Source organism: Pseudoflavonifractor sp. An184 (genome assembly GCF_002160305.1).
Taxonomy (GTDB): Bacteria; Bacillota; Clostridia; order Oscillospirales; family Oscillospiraceae; genus Lawsonibacter; species Lawsonibacter pullicola.
Map to the genome: position 1 here is coordinate 1 of NZ_NFKI01000030.1, position 17,141 is coordinate 17,141.

General features: G+C 64.9%; 18 protein-coding genes. 3 read left to right on the forward strand and 15 right to left on the reverse strand.

Annotated features, from left to right (window positions below; translation table 11 throughout):
* The 3 genes from B5F19_RS10610 to dinB all read right to left on the reverse strand — a co-directional run.
* A partial coding sequence (locus B5F19_RS10610) for an inorganic phosphate transporter (RefSeq protein ID WP_140394217.1) occupies window positions 1–494 on the reverse strand: 494 nt, incomplete at its 3' end.
* Between the two features lie 88 nt (window positions 495–582).
* Window positions 583–888, reverse strand: coding sequence for a hypothetical protein (locus tag B5F19_RS10615; protein ID WP_087290327.1), 306 nt, complete (start codon window positions 886–888; stop codon window positions 583–585).
* Window positions 889–1,044: 156 nt separating this feature from the next.
* A complete protein-coding gene (gene dinB, locus B5F19_RS10620; RefSeq protein WP_087290329.1) occupies window positions 1,045–2,286 on the reverse strand; it encodes a DNA polymerase IV in 1,242 nt (413 codons plus the stop codon).
* A gap of 98 nt (window positions 2,287–2,384) precedes the next feature.
* On the opposite strand from dinB, the gene B5F19_RS10625 reads away from it, so the two are divergent.
* Window positions 2,385–3,314 carry a radical SAM protein gene (locus tag B5F19_RS10625; RefSeq protein ID WP_242972787.1) on the forward strand — a complete coding sequence of 310 codons (930 nt, stop codon included), beginning with the start codon at window positions 2,385–2,387 and terminating at the stop codon, window positions 3,312–3,314.
* Between the two features lie 698 nt (window positions 3,315–4,012).
* Here the strand turns inward: B5F19_RS10625 and B5F19_RS10630 are convergent.
* The 5 genes from B5F19_RS10630 to B5F19_RS10650 form a co-directional block, all read right to left on the reverse strand.
* Complete coding sequence (locus B5F19_RS10630) at window positions 4,013–4,489, reverse strand: DUF4358 domain-containing protein (RefSeq protein ID WP_087290333.1); 477 nt, start codon at window positions 4,487–4,489, stop codon at window positions 4,013–4,015.
* Window positions 4,486–5,484: a GDSL-type esterase/lipase family protein gene (locus B5F19_RS10635; protein ID WP_087290335.1), complete on the reverse strand. Its 999-nt coding sequence runs from the start codon at window positions 5,482–5,484 to the stop codon at window positions 4,486–4,488. Before B5F19_RS10635 ends, B5F19_RS10630 begins: the two co-directional genes overlap by 4 nt.
* Window positions 5,485–5,512: 28 nt before the next feature.
* A complete protein-coding gene (locus tag B5F19_RS10640) occupies window positions 5,513–5,968 on the reverse strand; it encodes a threonine/serine exporter family protein (protein ID WP_087290337.1) in 456 nt (151 codons plus the stop codon).
* Window positions 5,969–5,978: 10 nt separating this feature from the next.
* On the reverse strand, window positions 5,979–6,731 hold the full coding sequence (locus B5F19_RS10645; RefSeq protein ID WP_242972788.1) for a threonine/serine exporter family protein: 753 nt from the start codon (window positions 6,729–6,731) through the stop codon (window positions 5,979–5,981).
* A gap of 199 nt (window positions 6,732–6,930) precedes the next feature.
* A complete protein-coding gene (locus B5F19_RS10650; protein WP_087290339.1) occupies window positions 6,931–7,860 on the reverse strand; it encodes a DegV family protein in 930 nt (309 codons plus the stop codon).
* A gap of 208 nt (window positions 7,861–8,068) precedes the next feature.
* Here B5F19_RS10650 and udp point away from each other — a divergent pair, with 208 nt between their 5' ends.
* Window positions 8,069–8,842: a uridine phosphorylase gene (udp, locus tag B5F19_RS10655; protein ID WP_087290341.1), complete on the forward strand. Its 774-nt coding sequence runs from the start codon at window positions 8,069–8,071 to the stop codon at window positions 8,840–8,842.
* Window positions 8,843–8,931: 89 nt separating this feature from the next.
* On the opposite strand, the gene B5F19_RS10660 is transcribed toward udp, so the two are convergent.
* Window positions 8,932–10,188: a pitrilysin family protein gene (locus tag B5F19_RS10660; protein WP_087290343.1), complete on the reverse strand. Its 1,257-nt coding sequence runs from the start codon at window positions 10,186–10,188 to the stop codon at window positions 8,932–8,934.
* Between the two features lie 202 nt (window positions 10,189–10,390).
* On the opposite strand from B5F19_RS10660, the gene B5F19_RS10665 reads away from it, so the two are divergent.
* Window positions 10,391–11,134: a M23 family metallopeptidase gene (locus B5F19_RS10665; protein WP_087290345.1), complete on the forward strand. Its 744-nt coding sequence runs from the start codon at window positions 10,391–10,393 to the stop codon at window positions 11,132–11,134.
* Between the two features lie 104 nt (window positions 11,135–11,238).
* On the opposite strand, the gene B5F19_RS10670 is transcribed toward B5F19_RS10665, so the two are convergent.
* From B5F19_RS10670 to B5F19_RS10695, 6 genes are all read right to left on the reverse strand, one after another.
* A complete protein-coding gene (locus tag B5F19_RS10670; protein WP_204248321.1) occupies window positions 11,239–12,726 on the reverse strand; it encodes a fucose isomerase in 1,488 nt (495 codons plus the stop codon).
* A gap of 37 nt (window positions 12,727–12,763) precedes the next feature.
* Window positions 12,764–13,399 carry a DUF4867 family protein gene (locus B5F19_RS10675; RefSeq protein WP_087290349.1) on the reverse strand — a complete coding sequence of 212 codons (636 nt, stop codon included), beginning with the start codon at window positions 13,397–13,399 and terminating at the stop codon, window positions 12,764–12,766.
* A gap of 11 nt (window positions 13,400–13,410) precedes the next feature.
* Window positions 13,411–14,085 carry a DUF6198 family protein gene (locus B5F19_RS10680; protein ID WP_087290351.1) on the reverse strand — a complete coding sequence of 225 codons (675 nt, stop codon included), beginning with the start codon at window positions 14,083–14,085 and terminating at the stop codon, window positions 13,411–13,413.
* Window positions 14,082–14,342: a hypothetical protein gene (locus B5F19_RS10685; protein ID WP_242972789.1), complete on the reverse strand. Its 261-nt coding sequence runs from the start codon at window positions 14,340–14,342 to the stop codon at window positions 14,082–14,084. Before B5F19_RS10685 ends, B5F19_RS10680 begins: the two co-directional genes overlap by 4 nt.
* A 12-nt stretch (window positions 14,343–14,354) precedes the next feature.
* Window positions 14,355–15,830: a xylulokinase gene (xylB, locus tag B5F19_RS10690; RefSeq protein ID WP_087290353.1), complete on the reverse strand. Its 1,476-nt coding sequence runs from the start codon at window positions 15,828–15,830 to the stop codon at window positions 14,355–14,357.
* Between the two features lie 107 nt (window positions 15,831–15,937).
* Complete coding sequence (locus B5F19_RS10695; RefSeq protein ID WP_087290355.1) at window positions 15,938–17,122, reverse strand: sugar ABC transporter permease; 1,185 nt, start codon at window positions 17,120–17,122, stop codon at window positions 15,938–15,940.
* Window positions 17,123–17,141 lie beyond the last annotated feature (19 nt).

The following is a 17,141-nucleotide window of genomic DNA, read 5'->3' on the forward strand; positions in this document are numbered from 1 at the left end:
GCCCAAAACCCCAGGGCGGTGGACAGCACCAGCCCCAGCAGCACCAGGCCCCACTTCTGCCAGCGGATGCAGGAGAGGTCCCCCTCCAGGGCCGCGGCCGCCCCGGAGACGCCCGCCACCAGGGCGTGGCTCTCGCTGGTGGGGATGCCCCACCACCAGGCCGCCGCCGCCCAGAGCACCACCGCCCCCATGGCGGCGCACAGGGCCAGGGAGGCCGCCTCCGGTCCGCCCCCGAAGGAGGCGATGGAGTACACCGTCTCCGCCACCGACGGGTACGCCGACGTGACGCACAGCACCCCCAGAAAATTGCACACCGCCGCCAGGAGCACCGCCCGGCGGAAGGACAGCGCCCCCGTCACCACCGCCCCGGCGATGGCGTTGGGGGCGTCCGTCCAGCCGTTCACCAGCAGCACCCCCAGGGTGAGAAGCGCAGATAATGTCAGAGCGGGATTTTCCACCGCCTGGGCCAAAAATGTGGAAAAAGAAGCGGGCATGAGAACTCACCTCATGCCCACTGTATGAGACCCTCCCACGGGATTATGCTGGACCTTCCGCCCCACGTTCCTAACTACGGCCTGCTTGTCACCACCGCCACAAATAAATCAGGAAGCATACGGTCATCGTACCCAGCAGGGCGGCGCGGACCCGCCGCCAGATCCTCCCGGCGTGCCAGAGGCTCTGGCTCTCCTCCTGGGTGCACACCCCGAATGTCTCATGCCGGCAAATATACAGCCCGATGGCGGAAATCAACAGGACTACCAAGCCGACCAGCGGCACGATCACCGGCGGACGGCCCCAGATGGCCTTCGCCGCCAGATTGCAGATCACCGCCACCGAGATCAAAATCTGAAATCCCATGTCCGCTTTCTGATAGGTCTCCTTCCGCATGCAGCGCACCTCCTTCGCGCCACGGTTCGCTCTGGGCGAAACGTCCAAGCTTCCTCCCTTTGCTTGACGAATATCATCCCTGTGTTTGTTCTTTTATAGTACCATATCGTTCCGCCCGAGGCAACTACACAGCGGTTACAGTTCTCCGCCTCTGGCCTACTCCTCTCTCCCGCCCCCCGGCGGAGGGGCATGGCGCTCCCGGGCGGCCTCCTTCGGGGCGGAGGCCAGGCCGATGGCCCCCTTGCCGTACTTGTCCCGGATGGCGTCCATGGCGTGGGCCAGCTTCTCCAGCCGCTCCCGCTGCTCCGCCCCCTGGTCCCCGAACAGGGTCTGCTGCACGGCGGCCTGGTCCTCGGGAATCAGGTAGATGGCGGTGACGGTCAGGGCCCGCACCGGCTTTTGCATGTTCCAGCACCCGTCGGCCAACTCCATGGCCTCCCGGGCGATCTCCCGGCCCAGACAAGTGGGGACCTCCAGCCGCTTCTGGCGGCTGATGTCACGAAAATCCGGGTCCCGGATCTGGAGGGCCACCCCGGTGCACTTCATGCGGTGCCGCCGCAGGCGGGCCCCCACCTGATCGGCCAGCTGAACGATCCCCGCCTGAATCTCCTCCCGGCTCTGCAAATTGTGGGCAAAGGTGTTGCCGTTGCCCACCGACTTGGGGGGCGTGTACTGTCCCGCCGGGGCCACCGGGGAGCGGTCCAGGCCGCAGGCGTAGTCGTGGAGCTGGCTCCCCTGCTTTCCCAGCAGGCGGAACAGCCGCTCCCGGTCAAACCGGGCCAGGTCCCCGATGGTGCGCACCCCCACCCGCTCCAGGGTCTCCGCCGCCGACCGGCCCACGTACAGCAGGTCGGTCACCGGCAGGGGCCACACCAGCCGCTGGTAATTGTCCCGGCTGATCCAGGTGGTGGCGTCCGGCTTTTTATAGTCGCTGCCCAGCTTGGCAAAAATCTTGTTGAAGGAGACGCCCACCGAGATGGTCAGACCGAACTCCTGGCGCATCCGGCGGCGGATCTCGTCGGCCAGGGCCACCGGGTCCCCCCCGAACAGGTGGAGGGTGCCCGACACGTCCAGCCAGCTCTCGTCGATGCCGAAGGGCTCCACCAGATCGGTGTAGTCCTGGTACATACGGTTGATCTTTTGGGAAAACTCCCGGTACACGCTGTGGTGGGCGGGAAGGAGCACCAGGTCGGGACACTTCCGCTTGGCCTGCCAGATGGTCTCCGCGGTCTTGACCTGAAATTTTTTGGCCGGCTCATTTTTCGCCAGGATGATGCCGTGGCGGCTCTCCGGGTCGCCGCACACCGCCACCGGCAGATGGCGCAGCTCCGGGTGGTCCAGAAGCTCCACCGATGCGTAAAAGCTGTTCAAATCGCAGTGAAAAATGATCCGCTCCATGCCCGCGCCCTCCTCTCGGTTTCAGTATACGGTGCCTTTGCCGAAAAGTCAAACAGGTGTTCCAAATCCCGTTGACAGCCGTCCCCGGAGCTGATAGGATGGATTCACACGACACACTGGGGGAGGCGCTTGCCATGGACTACATCCCCGCCAAACACATCCTCATCCGCAGCAAATCCACCGCCTGGTTCGGCACCGACCACACGGTGAACCTGTACCGGGGGTGCTGCCACGGCTGTCTGTACTGCGACAGCCGCAGCGACTGCTACCGCAATCCAGACTTTGACCGGGTCACCGCCAAGTCGGACGCCCTGCGCATCCTCCGGGACGAGCTGGCCCGGAAGGTCCGGCCCGCCTTCATCGCCATGGGGGCCATGAGCGACCCCTACAACCCCTTCGAGGAGGAGCTCCTCCTCACCCGCCACGCCCTGGAGCTCATCGACGCCTATGACTGCGGGGTGTCGGTGGATACCAAGAGCGACCTCATCGTCCGGGACATTGATCTCTATCAGTCCATCCAGGCCCACTCCCCGGTGATCTGCAAGCTCACCGTCACCACCGTGGACGAGGACCTGGCCGCCAAAGTGGAGCCCCGGGCCCCCTCCCCCGCCCGGAGGCTGGCGGCCGTCCGGAGTTTGGCCCAGGCCGGGGTGTTCTGCGGGGTGCTCCTGATGCCGGTGCTCCCCTTTCTGGAGGACCGGCCGGAACAGGTGCTCTCGGTGGTGGACCGCTCGGCGGACGCGGGGGCCAAGTTTATTTACTCCGGCTTCGGGGTGACCATGCGCCAGGGCCAGCGGGAGTATTTTCTCCGGGAGCTGGACCGGGCGTTCCCGGGGGAACATCTGTCCCGGCGGTATCTGGCCCGGTACGGGGACCGGTACCGCTGCCCCTCCCCCCGGGCCCGGGAGCTGTGGGAGGTCTTTGCCGCCCGGTGCCGGGAGCGGGGCCTGCTGTATCAGATGCCCCACATTGTCTCGGCAGCCACCCGGGGATATGGGGACCGGCAGCTGACGTTTTTTGATTATTGATTAGGGGGAGTTTCGCCGCCCCGGCGGCGAGTTCCTTTTCCACGTGGAAAAGGAACCAAAAGACGCTAGGGGATCGGCTCAGGATGGACACTCCGTGTCCATATTCGCCGCCCCCCTAGAACCCCCATTACGGGGGACGCGTACCTGTTAGGATGAGCAAAATTTCCGGCGCGCAAAATCTGAGTGATTGGTCTGAATTCCTGCCGGGCCACTGGGCCCTGGCCTTCCCAAAATTGTAGTTGGTGCGGTTCCGCCCCTGCGCCTGGCTTTGCCGAACCATCGCCCCCGGTGCGTTTTCGCCGTAGGGGCGGGGCCACGACCCGCCCGTACCTTCCCCCTTCCAGGGGGAAGGTGCCGAGCGCATGCGAGGCGGATGAGGGTGCTCTCCTGAAAGGCAGGCCGAGAGGCTCCCCGAATGTCCCCCTCCCGCCAAAGCCTCCCTTGTCAAAGGGGGGTGCCGCGAAGCGGCGGGGGGATTCCTTCTCCCAGAAAACATTCACAGCGCGCTTCTTTTTCTATCTGTATGGCCGCACAGTGTGCGCCCGCGGGCCGCCGAGGCCGTCGGCCCCTACGGCGTTCACCGGACAGGCTTTTGTATTTTCGTAGGGGCACACCGGGCCGCCCGGTCTTCCGACCCAAATAACAAAACCGCCTGTTCCCAAAGGAAACAGGCGGTTTTTCCCATTCTTTTCTGCTATTCAGCCCAAGAGGTCCTTCACGGCCTGGGTGTCGGGGGACACCACCAGCAGCACGCTCTCCCCGGCCTGCTGGAGGAAGGGGTCCTCCAGCTTGGGGACTTCCGCCGGGCGGTAATCCCGGTTGCTGTCGATCTGGTTCTGGAGGTAGGTCTCCATCGCCCCCACGGCGGCCTCGGCCCCGCCGGCGTCGGAGAAGATCAGCAGGGCCAGCTGCTCGCAGTCCGCTCCGGAGGAGTTCCACAGGGAGCCGTCCACCAGCTGATCCTGGGTCAGGCCCGCGCTCTCCAGGCCGTAGATGTCCCAGGCCATGGCATAGTCGTACTCGTCCAGAGTATAGGTGAAGATTCCGCTGTCCAGGATCTCCTGGGCCTGCTCCTTGGTGTAGGGCTGGGCCGCCTCTCCTCCGCCGGCACCGCATCCGGCCAGCATAGCCAGACAGACCGCCGCAGCGGTCAAACCGAACATTTTCTTTCTCATACCTGCGCCTCCTGAGTGGGATACAGCGTCTCATACGAGACGGTGTGGGTCTTTAAATACTCCAGCCAGGCCTGACAGTAGGCCTTTTTCAGATGGACCCCGTCGTTGCTGGCGTCCGCGGGCAGCTGCCCGTCGGGGCCGGTGAACTCCGGCTCTAGATCCAGGAATACCACCTGTTTCTCCTCCGCGACCTGCTGCATCAGGTCGTTGTACACCCGCAGATGCTCGTTGGTCAGATAGCTGGCCCCGCCGGTGGCGGCGATCACGTCCTCGTTCAGGGGGATGAGTCCCTGGATATAGATGACCGCGTTGGGCTGACAGGCCCGGATGGCGTCGATGGCATTGCAGTAGGCGTTATAGAAGCCCTTGTCGTTGTTGTACCCCAGCTCGTTCACCCCCAGGGACAGGTAGACCTTTCCGTACTGCTTCAGAGCCAGGGCCTCCAGCAGGGTGTACTTCTGTCCGTCGATGGTCAGAGCCTTCTTCTCCGCCAGCTTGAAGATGGACAGGCCGTTGGAGGTGAGGTTCTCCCCGCAGCCAATGCCGCTGTACAGCAGGAAGCCGTCGGTGCGGGAGTCGCCGATGAAGGCGGCGTCCTCAAAATAGGAGTTATCCACCGCCGGGCTCTCGGGGCAGGGCTGGGAGAAGTCATAGCCGGACAGGGAGGCCGAGCCGCTCACCGTCTGGGTCTCCCCCCCGGCGGGAACCGTCTTTCCGGCATTGGCCGGCTGGGCGTCTCCGGCGCTCCCGTCTCCATCCGGAGTCTGGACCTGGGAGGTATCGGAGCCGGTCTCAGTTTCAGTTGAAGAGCCGCTCCCCTCCGGCTGGGGCTCCGGCGTCTGGGACGCGTCCCCCGCCGGGGCGGAGGTGCTGGACGAACCGCCGCTTCCGCTCTCGCGCCCGGACGAAACGGCGGATTTCGGCGCGCAGCCGGACAACAGGACCGCGCTGAGAAACAGGCAGGCCAGCAGCCGGCGTCTGGAAAACAACATCATAGCAACAAATTTCCTCCAGATTGTATCTCTAAGTTTTTTTATGCCTCTGGGGAAGGTGGGGCAGCACAATGCGCAGCACCGTCGAGGCCAGCATGGCGCCCACCGCCAGGGAGGCGGCCATGCCGAAGGTATTGAGCAGGGTGGATAAAAACAGCTGGGTCTCCCCCGCCACACAGTGGCGCATGGCGTAGTAGATGCCCGATCCGGGCACCAGGGGGAGCAGGGCCACCTGCAGATAGCCGGTGACCGGACAGCGGCGCAGCCGGGCCATGCACTCGGAAAAGACCGCGATGGCCGCCGCAGCAGCGAAGGCGGCCGGTATGCTGCCTATCGGGAGCAGCTGAACGGCCAGGTACACAAACCACCCCAGGGCACCTCCCAGGCCGCAGATCAGAATTCCGCCTCCATGGATGTTATACACCAGTCCAAAGGCCACGCTGGCCAGGAAGGCCCAGAGGCAGGGAAAGAAAAATTCCTGTATCATGTCCGCCCCCCTACTGTCCAACAGCCAGGGCCACCACTACGCCCAGCGCAATGGCCGCCGCAGTGAGGAGCGCCTCCGCCGTCCGGTTCACCCCGGAGATAATGTCTCCGGCCATGATCTCCCACATGGCGTTGGTGAGGGCGCGCCCCGGCACCAAAACCATCAGGGTGCCGATGGTGATGGCGTCCAGATTCTGCTGGGGAGTCAGGTTCACCAGGGCCAGCGCCACCAGGGAAGCGATGGCCGCTCCGAACAGGGTCTGGATAAAGCCGTTGAAGCCCAGCCGTCCGCCCATATACAGCATCCAGACGCCCACCGCCAGGCCGCAGACTCCGGCGTACAGGCTGTCCAGCAGATCGCCGCCGAAAAACGCGGCGAAAAAGCCGGACGCCGCCGCATAGCCCAGCAGGAACACCCACCCGGGGTAGAGGTGGCGCTCCTTCTCCAGGGCGTCCACCTGGGCCTTGGCCTCCTCCAGCGGCGGGACCTCCTGGCACAGCCGCCTGCACAGGTCGTTGCACCGCTCCAGCAGCTCGATGTCCGTGCCGTGGGCCGGAATCCGGCGCATCTGGGTAATGGGATGCCCTGTGGGGGTATTGAAGCTGACAATCAGACAATTTGGAATGGCAAATACCTGGGGCTGAAGCCCGTAGGCTGTGAGCAGGCGCCGGACGGACTCCTCCACCCGGTAGATCTCCGCCCCGCTGTACATCAGCTGATAGCCCAGCTCGGTCCCCATATTCAACAGGGCGTCATAGTCCATGTGATCCGCCTCCTGGAACCAGCATACCATGTTTCTGAAAAATGGCAAGCAACAATTTTGTAACAAAGCCCCATCTTTCTCCAGTTCCGCAGGAGGAGGCCGGCCTGTGCCGGAACGGGCGGTTCCGCTCCGAAAAAGCCACCCTACATCAATAAGACGCGCCGCCGGGAAAAAAAGTTTTCCGGCGGCGCGTCTTTTTTTAATTTTCCGGGGCCGGCGCTCCGCCAGGGAAGGCCGTCTCTTTTTTCAGGATGCCCACGCCGATGGGCGTGGGGCCGGTGTGCACCCCAATGGTCACCCCGATGTGGAACTCCCCCACCAGCCGGGCCGGATAGCCCCGCTCCTCCAACCCGGCCAGCAGGCGGCGGGTAAAGTCCTGATACTCCTTCCGGTCCAGGCCGTAGCCGGTGGCCAGGTAGTAGTCGTTCAGATCGATCTCCCGCCGGGCCAGATAGCGGTAGAACAGCTCCATCACCCGGTTCAGCGAGTTCTTCCGCCCGGGCGCGATGCCGTCGGTCACCAGGCCGTCCCCCTCGTACCCGATCAGGGGCTTTACCCGCAGCAGGCTCCCGGTGGCGGCGGCCGCCTTGCCGATCCGCCCCCCGTGGCGCAGATACTCCAGGTCATTTGTGGTAAAGAAAATACGTCCTGTTGTCTTGGTCCGCTCCAAAATTCCGGCCGCCTCCTCCAGGGAGCAGCCCGCGTCCCGCAGCCGGGCCGCCTCCAGGACCAGCAGCCCCTGGAGCACCGTGGCCAGCCGGGAGTCCAGAACCCGGACCTGCGCCTGGGGAAATTCCTCCAGCAGTACCTCCCGGGCGTTCCGGGCGCACTGGATGGACCCGCTGAAGGGCTCGTTGAGGCAGATGCACAGCACACCCTCCCCCCGCGCCGCGATGGGCCGAAAGGCGTCCAGATAGTCCTCGATGGTGGGCATGGAGGTCCGGGGAAACACCCCGGGGTTCTCCGCCATCTGCCGGTAAAACTCCTGGGCGGTGATATCCCGCTCCTCCCGGTAATAGTTCTTCCCATCCATGGAGACATAGTAGGAGACCAAGGTGACCCCCAGCTTCTCCGCCCGCTCCCGCCCCAGGTCACAGGAGCTGTCGCTGACGACTTGAAACTTCCTCATGTTTGCCCTCCCACCCGCACGGTGTAAAATTCGTGTTAAGTATCATATCCTCTTTTTGCGGAAAAAGCAATCTGTAATTGAAAAAAGGCAGAAAAACTTTGCCGCCCCTCTCCCCCCCGCCCGCCTTGACGGCCCGCCGTCCGCCACCGTATAATGGAACCACAGCAGGCGGGCCGCGGCGCCCGCCGGAACAAAGGAGGCAGGTCCTATGCAGGCGCGTGAGCTTCAGTTTCACATCCAGTGTCTCCCCGGCCAGGTGGGCCGGTACTGCATCCTCCCGGGGGACCCGGGGCGGTGCGGGGAGATCGCCAAATACTTCGACAACCCGGTGCATGTCCAGACCAACCGGGAGTACGTCACCTACACCGGCACCCTCCTGGGCGAGCCGGTGAGCGTGGTGTCCACCGGCATCGGCGGCCCCTCGGCGGCCATCGCCATGGAGGAGCTGTGCAATCTGGGGGCGGACACCTTTGTGCGGGTGGGCACCTGCGGAGGCATCCATCTGGAGGTCCAGAGCGGGGACGTGGTGGTGGCCACCGGGGCCGTCCGTATGGAGGGGACCAGCCGGGAGTACGCCCCCATTGAGTTTCCGGCGGTGCCCCACTACCAGGTACTCGCCGCCCTGACCCAGGCGGCCCAGAATCTGGGCAAGCCCTGGAAGGCCGGAGTGGTCCAGTGCAAGGACTCCTTCTACGGCCAGCACAGCCCCGGCCGGATGCCGGTGTCCTATGAGCTGGAGACCAAGTGGGAGGCCTGGAAGCGGCTGGGGGTGCTGGCCAGCGAGATGGAGTCGGCCGCCCTCTTTACCGTGGCCGCCGCCCGGGGCGTCCGGTGCGGCTCGGTGTTCCACGTGATCTGGAACCAGGAGCGGGAGAAGGAGGGGCTGGACCAGAAGGAGTCCCACGACACCTCCGCCGCCATCCAGGTGGGGGTGGAGGCTCTGAAGCTCCTCATCCAGCAGGACCGGGCGGAGGGGCGCTGACTTCTCGCTCCGGCTTTGAGAAAACACCCAAAAACAAAAACAGACAGTATAGACTCACATGGTCTATACTGCCTGTTTTGACTTTTCAGTTAAATTCCCCGCTCCAGCCACGCCCGGTACTCCGCCGCCGGACGCACCCGGCCCACGGCAGACAGGGAGGCCCCCACAAAGGGGAAGATCCGCTCCGCCAGCCGGCGCAGCTCCTCCCGGGTCACCTGGTCGTAGGCGGCCAGGATCTCCTCCGACTCCCGCACCTTTCCGTACAGCAGGGCGGAGGTGCCCAGGTGGCTCATGCGGGCCTGGACCGACTCCATCCCCATGAGGATGTTGGCCTGGGCCTGGTCCCGGGCCCGGGAGAGCTCCTCCTGGGTGGGGCCGTGGCCGGCCAGCTCCCCCACGATGGCCCGGACGGCCTCCAGGGCCCCCTGCTCCTGCTCCTGGTTCAGGGCGGTGTAGATCCCCAAAAGGCCGGTGTCGGCGTGGTCGGACACATAGGAGTAGGCGGTGTAGCACAGCCCCCGCTTCTCCCGCAGCTCCTGGAACAGCCGGGAGGAGCACCCGCCCCCCAGGATGGAGTTGAGCAGCAGCAGGGCGTACCGCTCCTCATCCAGATAGGACAGAGCGGGGAAGGCCAGAATCAGGTGGTTCTGCTCGATGGCCTTCTTCCGCACGGTGACGGCGGGGAGGTAGACGGCCTCCCGCACCTTGGGCAGGGGGGCCGCGGGCAGGGCGGACAGCCGCCGGGCGAGGGCGTCCACGTGCCGCTCCTCAAAGCTGCCCGCCAGGGCGGCCACAATGGCCCCGGGGACATAGTGCTCCTGCTGCCACCGGCGCAGGCTCTCCCCGGTCATCTGTTCCAGGGTGGATGCCTTTCCCAGGATGGGGCGGCCCAGGGGGCGGCCCTTGTACACCGCCATGGCCAGCCGCTCGGCGCACAGGTCCTCGGGGGCGTCCTCATACATCCCGATCTCCTCCAGGATCACCCCCCGCTCCAGAGCCGCGTCCCCCTCGTCAAACCTGGAGTCAAAGAGCATATCGCACAGCATCTCCCCCGCCCGGTCCAGGTGCCGGTCCAGGCACCGGGCGTAGAAGCAGGTGCTCTCCTTGGTGGTGTAGGCGTTCACCTGGCCGCCGATGGCGTCCATCTCCATGGCCAGGTCGGCGGCGGAGCGGCGGCTGGTCCCCTTGAAGGACATGTGCTCAATGAAGTGGGCGGCCCCGTTCTCCTCGGCGCGCTCGTGGCGGGAGCCGGCTCCCACAAAAAATCCCAGGGCGGCGGAGCGGACGCCGGGGATGTGCTCCGTTAAAATACGGGCCCCGTTGGGCAGGGTGATGGTACGGTACATAACAGCTTCCTCACTTTGACAGAATTCGTACTTGGAGAAGTATATCACACAAATAGGGAAAACGTCCACGGAAGTTGTACGTCTGCGTACACAAAACCCTGGAAATTTTCCAGCCCCTTCCGGGGACAACGGTACAAAAATTTTTCCCTTTCCGGTATAGACGCCCAAAAACTGGTCCACAATATCCCTCGGAGGTGGTTCCATGAAACGGAATCTGTTTCAAAAATTAGGCGATTTCGTGCTGGGAAAGGGCTTCTACATAGTCCTGTTCCTGTGCGTCGCCGCCATTGGAATTTCGGGCTATTATCTCATCCGCACCGTCACCGGGGGCAGCCAGCCCAGCGAGCCGGTCACGGCCAACCCCACCGTCACCCTCCCGGACAGCAGCGCCCAGGAGGCCCCTTCCACCCAGCCGCCGGAGGAAGAAACTCCCGAGGAGGAGCCCCCCGCCCCGGCCGTCCAGGAGGACGACCCCCAGCCGGTGAAGGAGCCCACCCAGGAGGAGGTCTCCGCCCAGCCGGAGTACAAGGAAGTGGTCTACACCTGGCCGGTGAAGGGACAGGTCCTGCGGACCTTCACCGCCGAGGCCCTGGCCTATGACCCCACCATGGGGGACTGGCGCACCCACTGCGGCGTGGACATCGCCGCCGAGGCGGGGCTCAAGGTGCTGGCCGCCGGCGAGGGACAGGTGGAGGAGGTCTACTCCGACCCCATGATGGGCACCACGGTGACCGTCCAGCAGCCGGACGGGATTACGGCGGTATACTCCAATCTGGCGGAGGAGGTCGCCGTGTCCGTGGGGGACGCGGTGGAGACCGGGGCCGTCCTGGGCGCCGTGGGCGGCACCGCCATCGCGGAGAGCGGGATGGAATCCCACCTGCACCTGGAGCTGCTGGCGGAGGGGAACCACGTAGACCCCCTGGACTATCTGCCGGAGCAAAGCTGAATTTATAAAAAAGGCCATACCGACCGGAGAAAAATTCTCCGGCCGGTATGGCTGCTTTGTTTGGCTTGGGGAAAGAAGAACGCAAATGTAATAAATACCGCCTCTTACACGAAGGGGTTCTCGGTGGGGTAGGGCAGGCTCTTGGGCTGGTTGTAGGCGATGTCCTCCACACCCAGCAGCTTCATCACCTCGAACAGGGCCTTGCCGTAGTGGCCGAAGGCCACCGCGCCGTGGTGGGGATAGCGCTTCTGCACCAGCACGTGGCGGTAGAAGCGGCCCATCTCCGGGATGGCGAAGACGCCGATGCCGCCGAAGGAGCGGGTCTTGACAGGCAGGACCTCGCCCTGGGCGATGTAGGAGCGCAGCTTGCCCTCGCTGTCGCACTGCAGGCGGTAGAAGGTGATCTGGGAGGGAGCGATGTCGCCCTCCAGGGTGCCCCGGGTGAAGTCGGGGTCGGAGCCCTTGGGCTCCAGCAGGCGGTGCTGGATGAGCTGATACTTCACGGCCCGGTCGGCGCACAGCTTGCAGCTGGGGGTGTTGCCGCAGTGGAAGCCCATGAAGGTGTCGGTGAGCTGATAGGGGAACTTGCCCTCGATGTCCTCGTGGTACAGGTCGGCGGGGACGGAGTTGTTGATGTCCAGCAGGGTGACCGTGTCGCCGGAGACGCACATGCCGATGTACTCGGACAGGGCGCCGTAGATGTCCACCTCGCAGGAGACGGGGATGCCCCGGCTCACCAGGCGGGAGTTCACATAGCAGGGCTCAAAGCCGAAGGCCTCGGGGAAGGCGGGCCAGCACTTGTCGGCGAAGGCCACGTACTCCCGGGCGCCCTTGTGCTGCTCCGCCCAGTCCAGCAGGGTGACCTCCAGCTGGGCCATGCGCTCGTTCATCTCGGGGTAGTAGCGGCCCTCGCCCATCTCCTTGGCCATGTCGGCGCAGATCTCGGGGATGCGGGGGTCGTCCTTGTGGGCCTTGTAGGCCACCAGCAGGTCCAGCTCGGAGTTCTCCTCGATCTCCACGCCGATCTCGTACAGGCCCTTGATGGGGGCGTTGCAGGCGAAGAAGTCCTGGGGACGGGGGCCGAAGGTGATGATCTTCAGCTTGGACAGGCCGATGAGGGCGCGGGCGATGGGCACATAGTCCTGGATCATGGCGGCGATGTCCTCGGCGGTGCCCACGGGGTACTCGGGGATGTAGGCCTTCAGGTGGCGCATGCCCAGGTTGTAGGAGCAGTTGAGCATGCCGCAGTAGGCGTCGCCCCGGCCGTCGATCAGGTCCTTGCCGGTCTCCTCGGCGGCGGCGGCGTACATGACGGGGCCGTCAAACTTCTGGGCGATGAGGGTCTCGGGGGTCTCGGGGCCGAAGTTGCCCAGGAACACCACCAGGGCGTTGCAGCCGGCGGCCTTCACCTCGTCCACGGCCTTGAGCATGTCCTTCTCGTTCTCCACGGTGGTCTTGCACTCGTAGATGTCCACGCCCTTGGCCTGGCAGGCGGCCACCACCGCGGCGCGGCGGCGCTCCGACAGGGAGATGATGAAGCAGTCCCGGGACACCGCGATGATGCCCAGCTTTACAGTGGGAATGTTGGTCAGCATAATGTTCTCACACCTCTTTTAAAATTGAGCCGGTTCAGATGAGCCCGGCAATGTCAATGTTTTCTCCGTCCAGGCGCACGGGCGCTCCCTGGGCGGCCTCGCTGCTGTCCTTGTGGGCCAGCAGCCACTTGTTCCGGGCCCACAGGCACTGGTCCTCCTGGTTGCCCGCTAAAATGGCCGGCTTGTCCAGGTTGGTGCCCTTGGGCAGGACGATGGCCACCTGGAAGCCCTCCCCCGCCTTGGCGGAACAGGGGGCGTAGTGCAGGGTGGTGGCGTACACCTCCACCAGGGTGCCGGCGGGGCACAGGAAGGCCTCCACCTTGCCGGTGTCCAGACGGCCGTCCGCCATCTCCTCCCGCTTGGCCAGCAGGAGGATAAAGTCCTGAACGCCCACGTTCAGCTCGCTGTCCCGGTGGTACTCCAGGCAGTTGAGCTTGGTGTTGTGGCCGTTGCACCAGCCGATCTGGATGGGCATGCCGCCGTAAGCCCGGTCGGACAGCTCCCCGCACACGGGCAGGGCCATGAGCTCGGGCTGCTCCGGGACGTACTCGGTCCCCTCCGGGACCGGGGTCACCCGCTCCAGGGTGTCCAGCAGCCCGGTCAGGTCGTAGCCGGTGAGCACCTGTCCGTACTTGGAGAAGGACGGATCAAAGACAGATTGAATGGTCATAAGCATTCACCTCAAGTTTGGGAGCGCACTCCCGCAAATTGTGCCAGCGCGGCCTCGCACAGCCGCTGGCTGATGGGAAAAAACAGCTGGGCGGCGGGGCCCACCAGAAAGGCGCAGATCACAGTGCCCAGCCCCACCACGCCCCCCAGGGCCAGCCCCACCAGGGCGAAGGTCAGGTCCACCCCGATGCGCACCGGCCCGAAGGGTTTTCGCAGCTTGTCGCTGAGCACCACCGCCACCAGGTCGTTGGGACCGGTACCCGCCCGGGAGCGGATGACGATGGTCATGCCGAAGGCCAGGATGACGCACCCGGCCACCAGCAGCGCCAGCCGCAGGGGCAGCGGCAGCCCCCCGTGGATCACCGGGGACAGCCAGAGGGTATACACATCAATAATGGGACCGCCCAGGGCCATGCACAGCACGGTGCCGATTCCCACATAGGAGCGGTCCACCGCCAGCAGCACCAGCAGAATGACCAGCGACACCAGCAGGTGGGTCCGGCCGTGGGTCATGGCGGCAAAGGCCGGCCAGGGGATTCCCCGGAACAGCCCCTGCACAAATACGTTGAAGGGGTCGGAGCCCAGATCGCTCTGGAGAAACAGGGTCACGCCCAGATGGGCGACGCACAGCCCCGCCAGCAGCAGGACCACCCGGACCGCCAATTCCCGGCGCGTCCAGCCCTTCACGGCTCGTCCTCCGGCGCGGGCGGGTCCGGCTTCTTCTCCCGGTTGGCCCGGCACTGCTTGAAGTAGCGGAACAGGGAGTAGCCGCAGAACGCGACGCCGGCCAGGCCCAGGATCCCGCCCCCGGCATAGGCCGCCCAATCGGGCATGTCGCTCCCTCCCCCCAGCTGGGTGGCGATGAGCTTGTAAGCCATATAGATCAGATACAGCCCCACAGCCAGCCGGAACACCAGCCGGGTCTGTTCACCCCAGTTTTCCAAGAAAATTCCCCCTTACAGCAGCGCGGGGAAGATCCCCTTCAAAGCGGGGTAGATCTGTTTGAACTGCTGGTACCGCGCCTCGTACCGGGCGGTGAGCTCGGGATCGGGGGTCACCGTCTGGGCCACCTGGACCAGCTTGGCGCAGACCTCCTCCACGCTGGAGCAGGCCCCGCAGGCCACCATGGCCAGCATGGCGCCGCCCATGCCCGGCCCCTGCTCGGAGACGGGCAGTTCCAGCTCCAGCCCCAGCACATTGGCCAGGATGGTCCGCCACAGGGGGCTCTTGGCTCCGCCGCCGCACAGCTTGCTGCGCCGGATGTCCAGCCCCAGGGAGCGGGCCACCTCCAGGCTGTCCCGGATGGCGAAGGCGACGCCCTCCAGCATGGCCTGGGTCAGATCGGAGCGGCTGGTGTCCATGGTCATGCCCACAAAGGTGCCCCGGGCGTTGGTGTCGTTGATGGGGGAGCGCTCCCCCATCAGGTAGGGCAGGAAAAATACGTGGTTGTTCCCCAGCTTGTCCGGGGTGATGGGGGCCTGCTCGGCCCCGTAGTCCTTGGTCTGGAAGACGTCCTCCATCAGCCACTTGTTGCAGCTGGCCGCCGAGAGCATGCACCCCATCAGGTGGTAGTGCCCGTCGGCGTGGGCAAAGGCGTGGAGGGCGTTGTTGGGGTCCACCCCAAACTTTCCGCTGGAGATGAAGATGGTGCCCGAGGTGCCCAGGGAGATGTTGCAGGCCCCGTCTCCCACTGTGCCGGTGCCCACGGCGGCGGCGGCGTTGTCCCCCGCACCGGCGCACACCTTCACCTCGGGGGAGAGCCCCAGCTGGGCGGCGACGTCGGGCTTCAGGGCGCCAACCGCCTCATAGCTCTCAAAGAGCTTGGGCATCTGGTCCTCCGTGAGGCCGCACAGGTCCAGCATCTCCTTGGACCAGCGCTTGTGCTCCACGTCCAGCAGCAGCATGCCGCTGGCGTCGGAGTAGTCGGTGCAGTGGACCCCGGTGAGGATGTAGTTGATGTAGTCCTTGGGGAGCATCACCTTTTTGATGCGGGCGAAGTTCTCCGGCTCGTGTTCCCGCATCCACAGCACCTTGGGGGCGGTGAAGCCGGCGAAGGCGATGTTGGCCGTCCAGGCGGACAGCTTGTCCTTGCCCACGGTCTGGTTGAGGTAGTCCACCTCCCGGGCGGTGCGGCCGTCGTTCCACAGGATGGCCGGGCGGATCACCCGGTCATGCTCGTCCAGCACCACCAGGCCGTGCATCTGCCCGCCGGCGCCGATGCCCGCCACCTGGCCGGCGTCAAACCCCTTCAGGAGCTCCGGTACCCCCTCCAGGACGGCGCGCCGCCAGTCTTCCGGGTTCTGCTGGCTCCAGCCGGGGTGGGGAAATTCCAGGGGGTACTCCTTGGAGACCACATTCTGCACGGTCCCCTCCTGGTCCATCAGCAGCAGCTTCACCGCCGAGGTCCCTAAGTCAATTCCGATATACAGCATAATACGATTCCTCCTCGGACCGGAGGGCCGCCCGGCGGCCGGTCTGGTACAGAATACCACGCCGGGCCGGGCGGGTCAACCTCCGGACCGATTTTCTGAAACTGGGATCAGCCCTTGCCGGACTTGCGGCTGGTGACCACGTCGAAGATGACGGCCAGGAGCAGCACGCCGCCCTTGACCACATACTGCCAGGAGTCGCCGATGCCCATGATGGACATGCCCATGTTGATGACGCCCAGCAGCAGAGCGCCGATGACCACGCCGCCGATGGTGCCGCTGCCGCCGTAGGCGGACGCGCCGCCGATGAAGCAGGCGCCGATGGCGTCCATCTCAAAGGAGGTGCCGGTGTTGCCGTTGACGGAGCCCACGCGGGCGGCGTTCAGCAGGCCGCACAGGCCGGCCAGCAGGCCCATGTTGGCGTAGGCGATGAAGTAGATCTTGTTGGTGTTGATGCCGGAGAGCTGGGTGGCCTTCTCGTTGCCGCCCACCGCGTAGAAGTAGCGGCCGAAGGCGGTCTTGGCGGTGATGAAGTTGTAGATGAGGCAGATGGCCACCACCCACACCAGCATGACGGAGATGCCCCGGTACTGGCTGAGCATGTAGCAGTAGGCCAGGATCAGCGCGGCGATGATGACGGCCTTCAGATAGTCGGCCGCGGCGCTGTTCTGACGGTAGCCCTTCTTGGCCCGCTCACGGCGGTTCTTCACGGTGTTCAGGATGACATAGACCGCGGCCACCACGCCCACGATAAGGGCGGAGAGGACGGTGTCCCCGTCGTCCAGGCCGGGGATGTTGATGTAGGCGGTGAAGATGTTCAGGAAGGTGGAGTCCTGAATGGCCACGGTCTGGTTATCCAGCACCAGACGGCCCAGGCCACGGAAGATGAACATGCCGCCCAGGGTGGTGATGAAGGGGGGGATGCGGACATAGCCGATCCAGTAGCCCTGCCACACGCCCACCAGCAGGCCCACAGCCAGGCAGAGCACAATGGCCAGAATGGGGTTCATGGACATGTCGGAGATCATGACCGCCGCCAGGCCGCCCACCATACAGATGACCGAGCCGATGGACAGGTCGATGTTGCCGCCGGTGAGGATACACAGCAGCATGCCGCAGGCCATGACCAGCACGTAGCCGTTCTGAAGCATCAGGTTGGACAGGTTCTGGGCGTACACCAGACGCCCGTCGGTCAGAAACGCGAAGAGGATAAACACTACCACCAGGGCGATGACCATGGTGTATTTGCGCAGAAACTCAAATAAAGCAGTTGAAGATTGGCTGTTTGTTTTCATCGTTTTCACACCTTCCCTT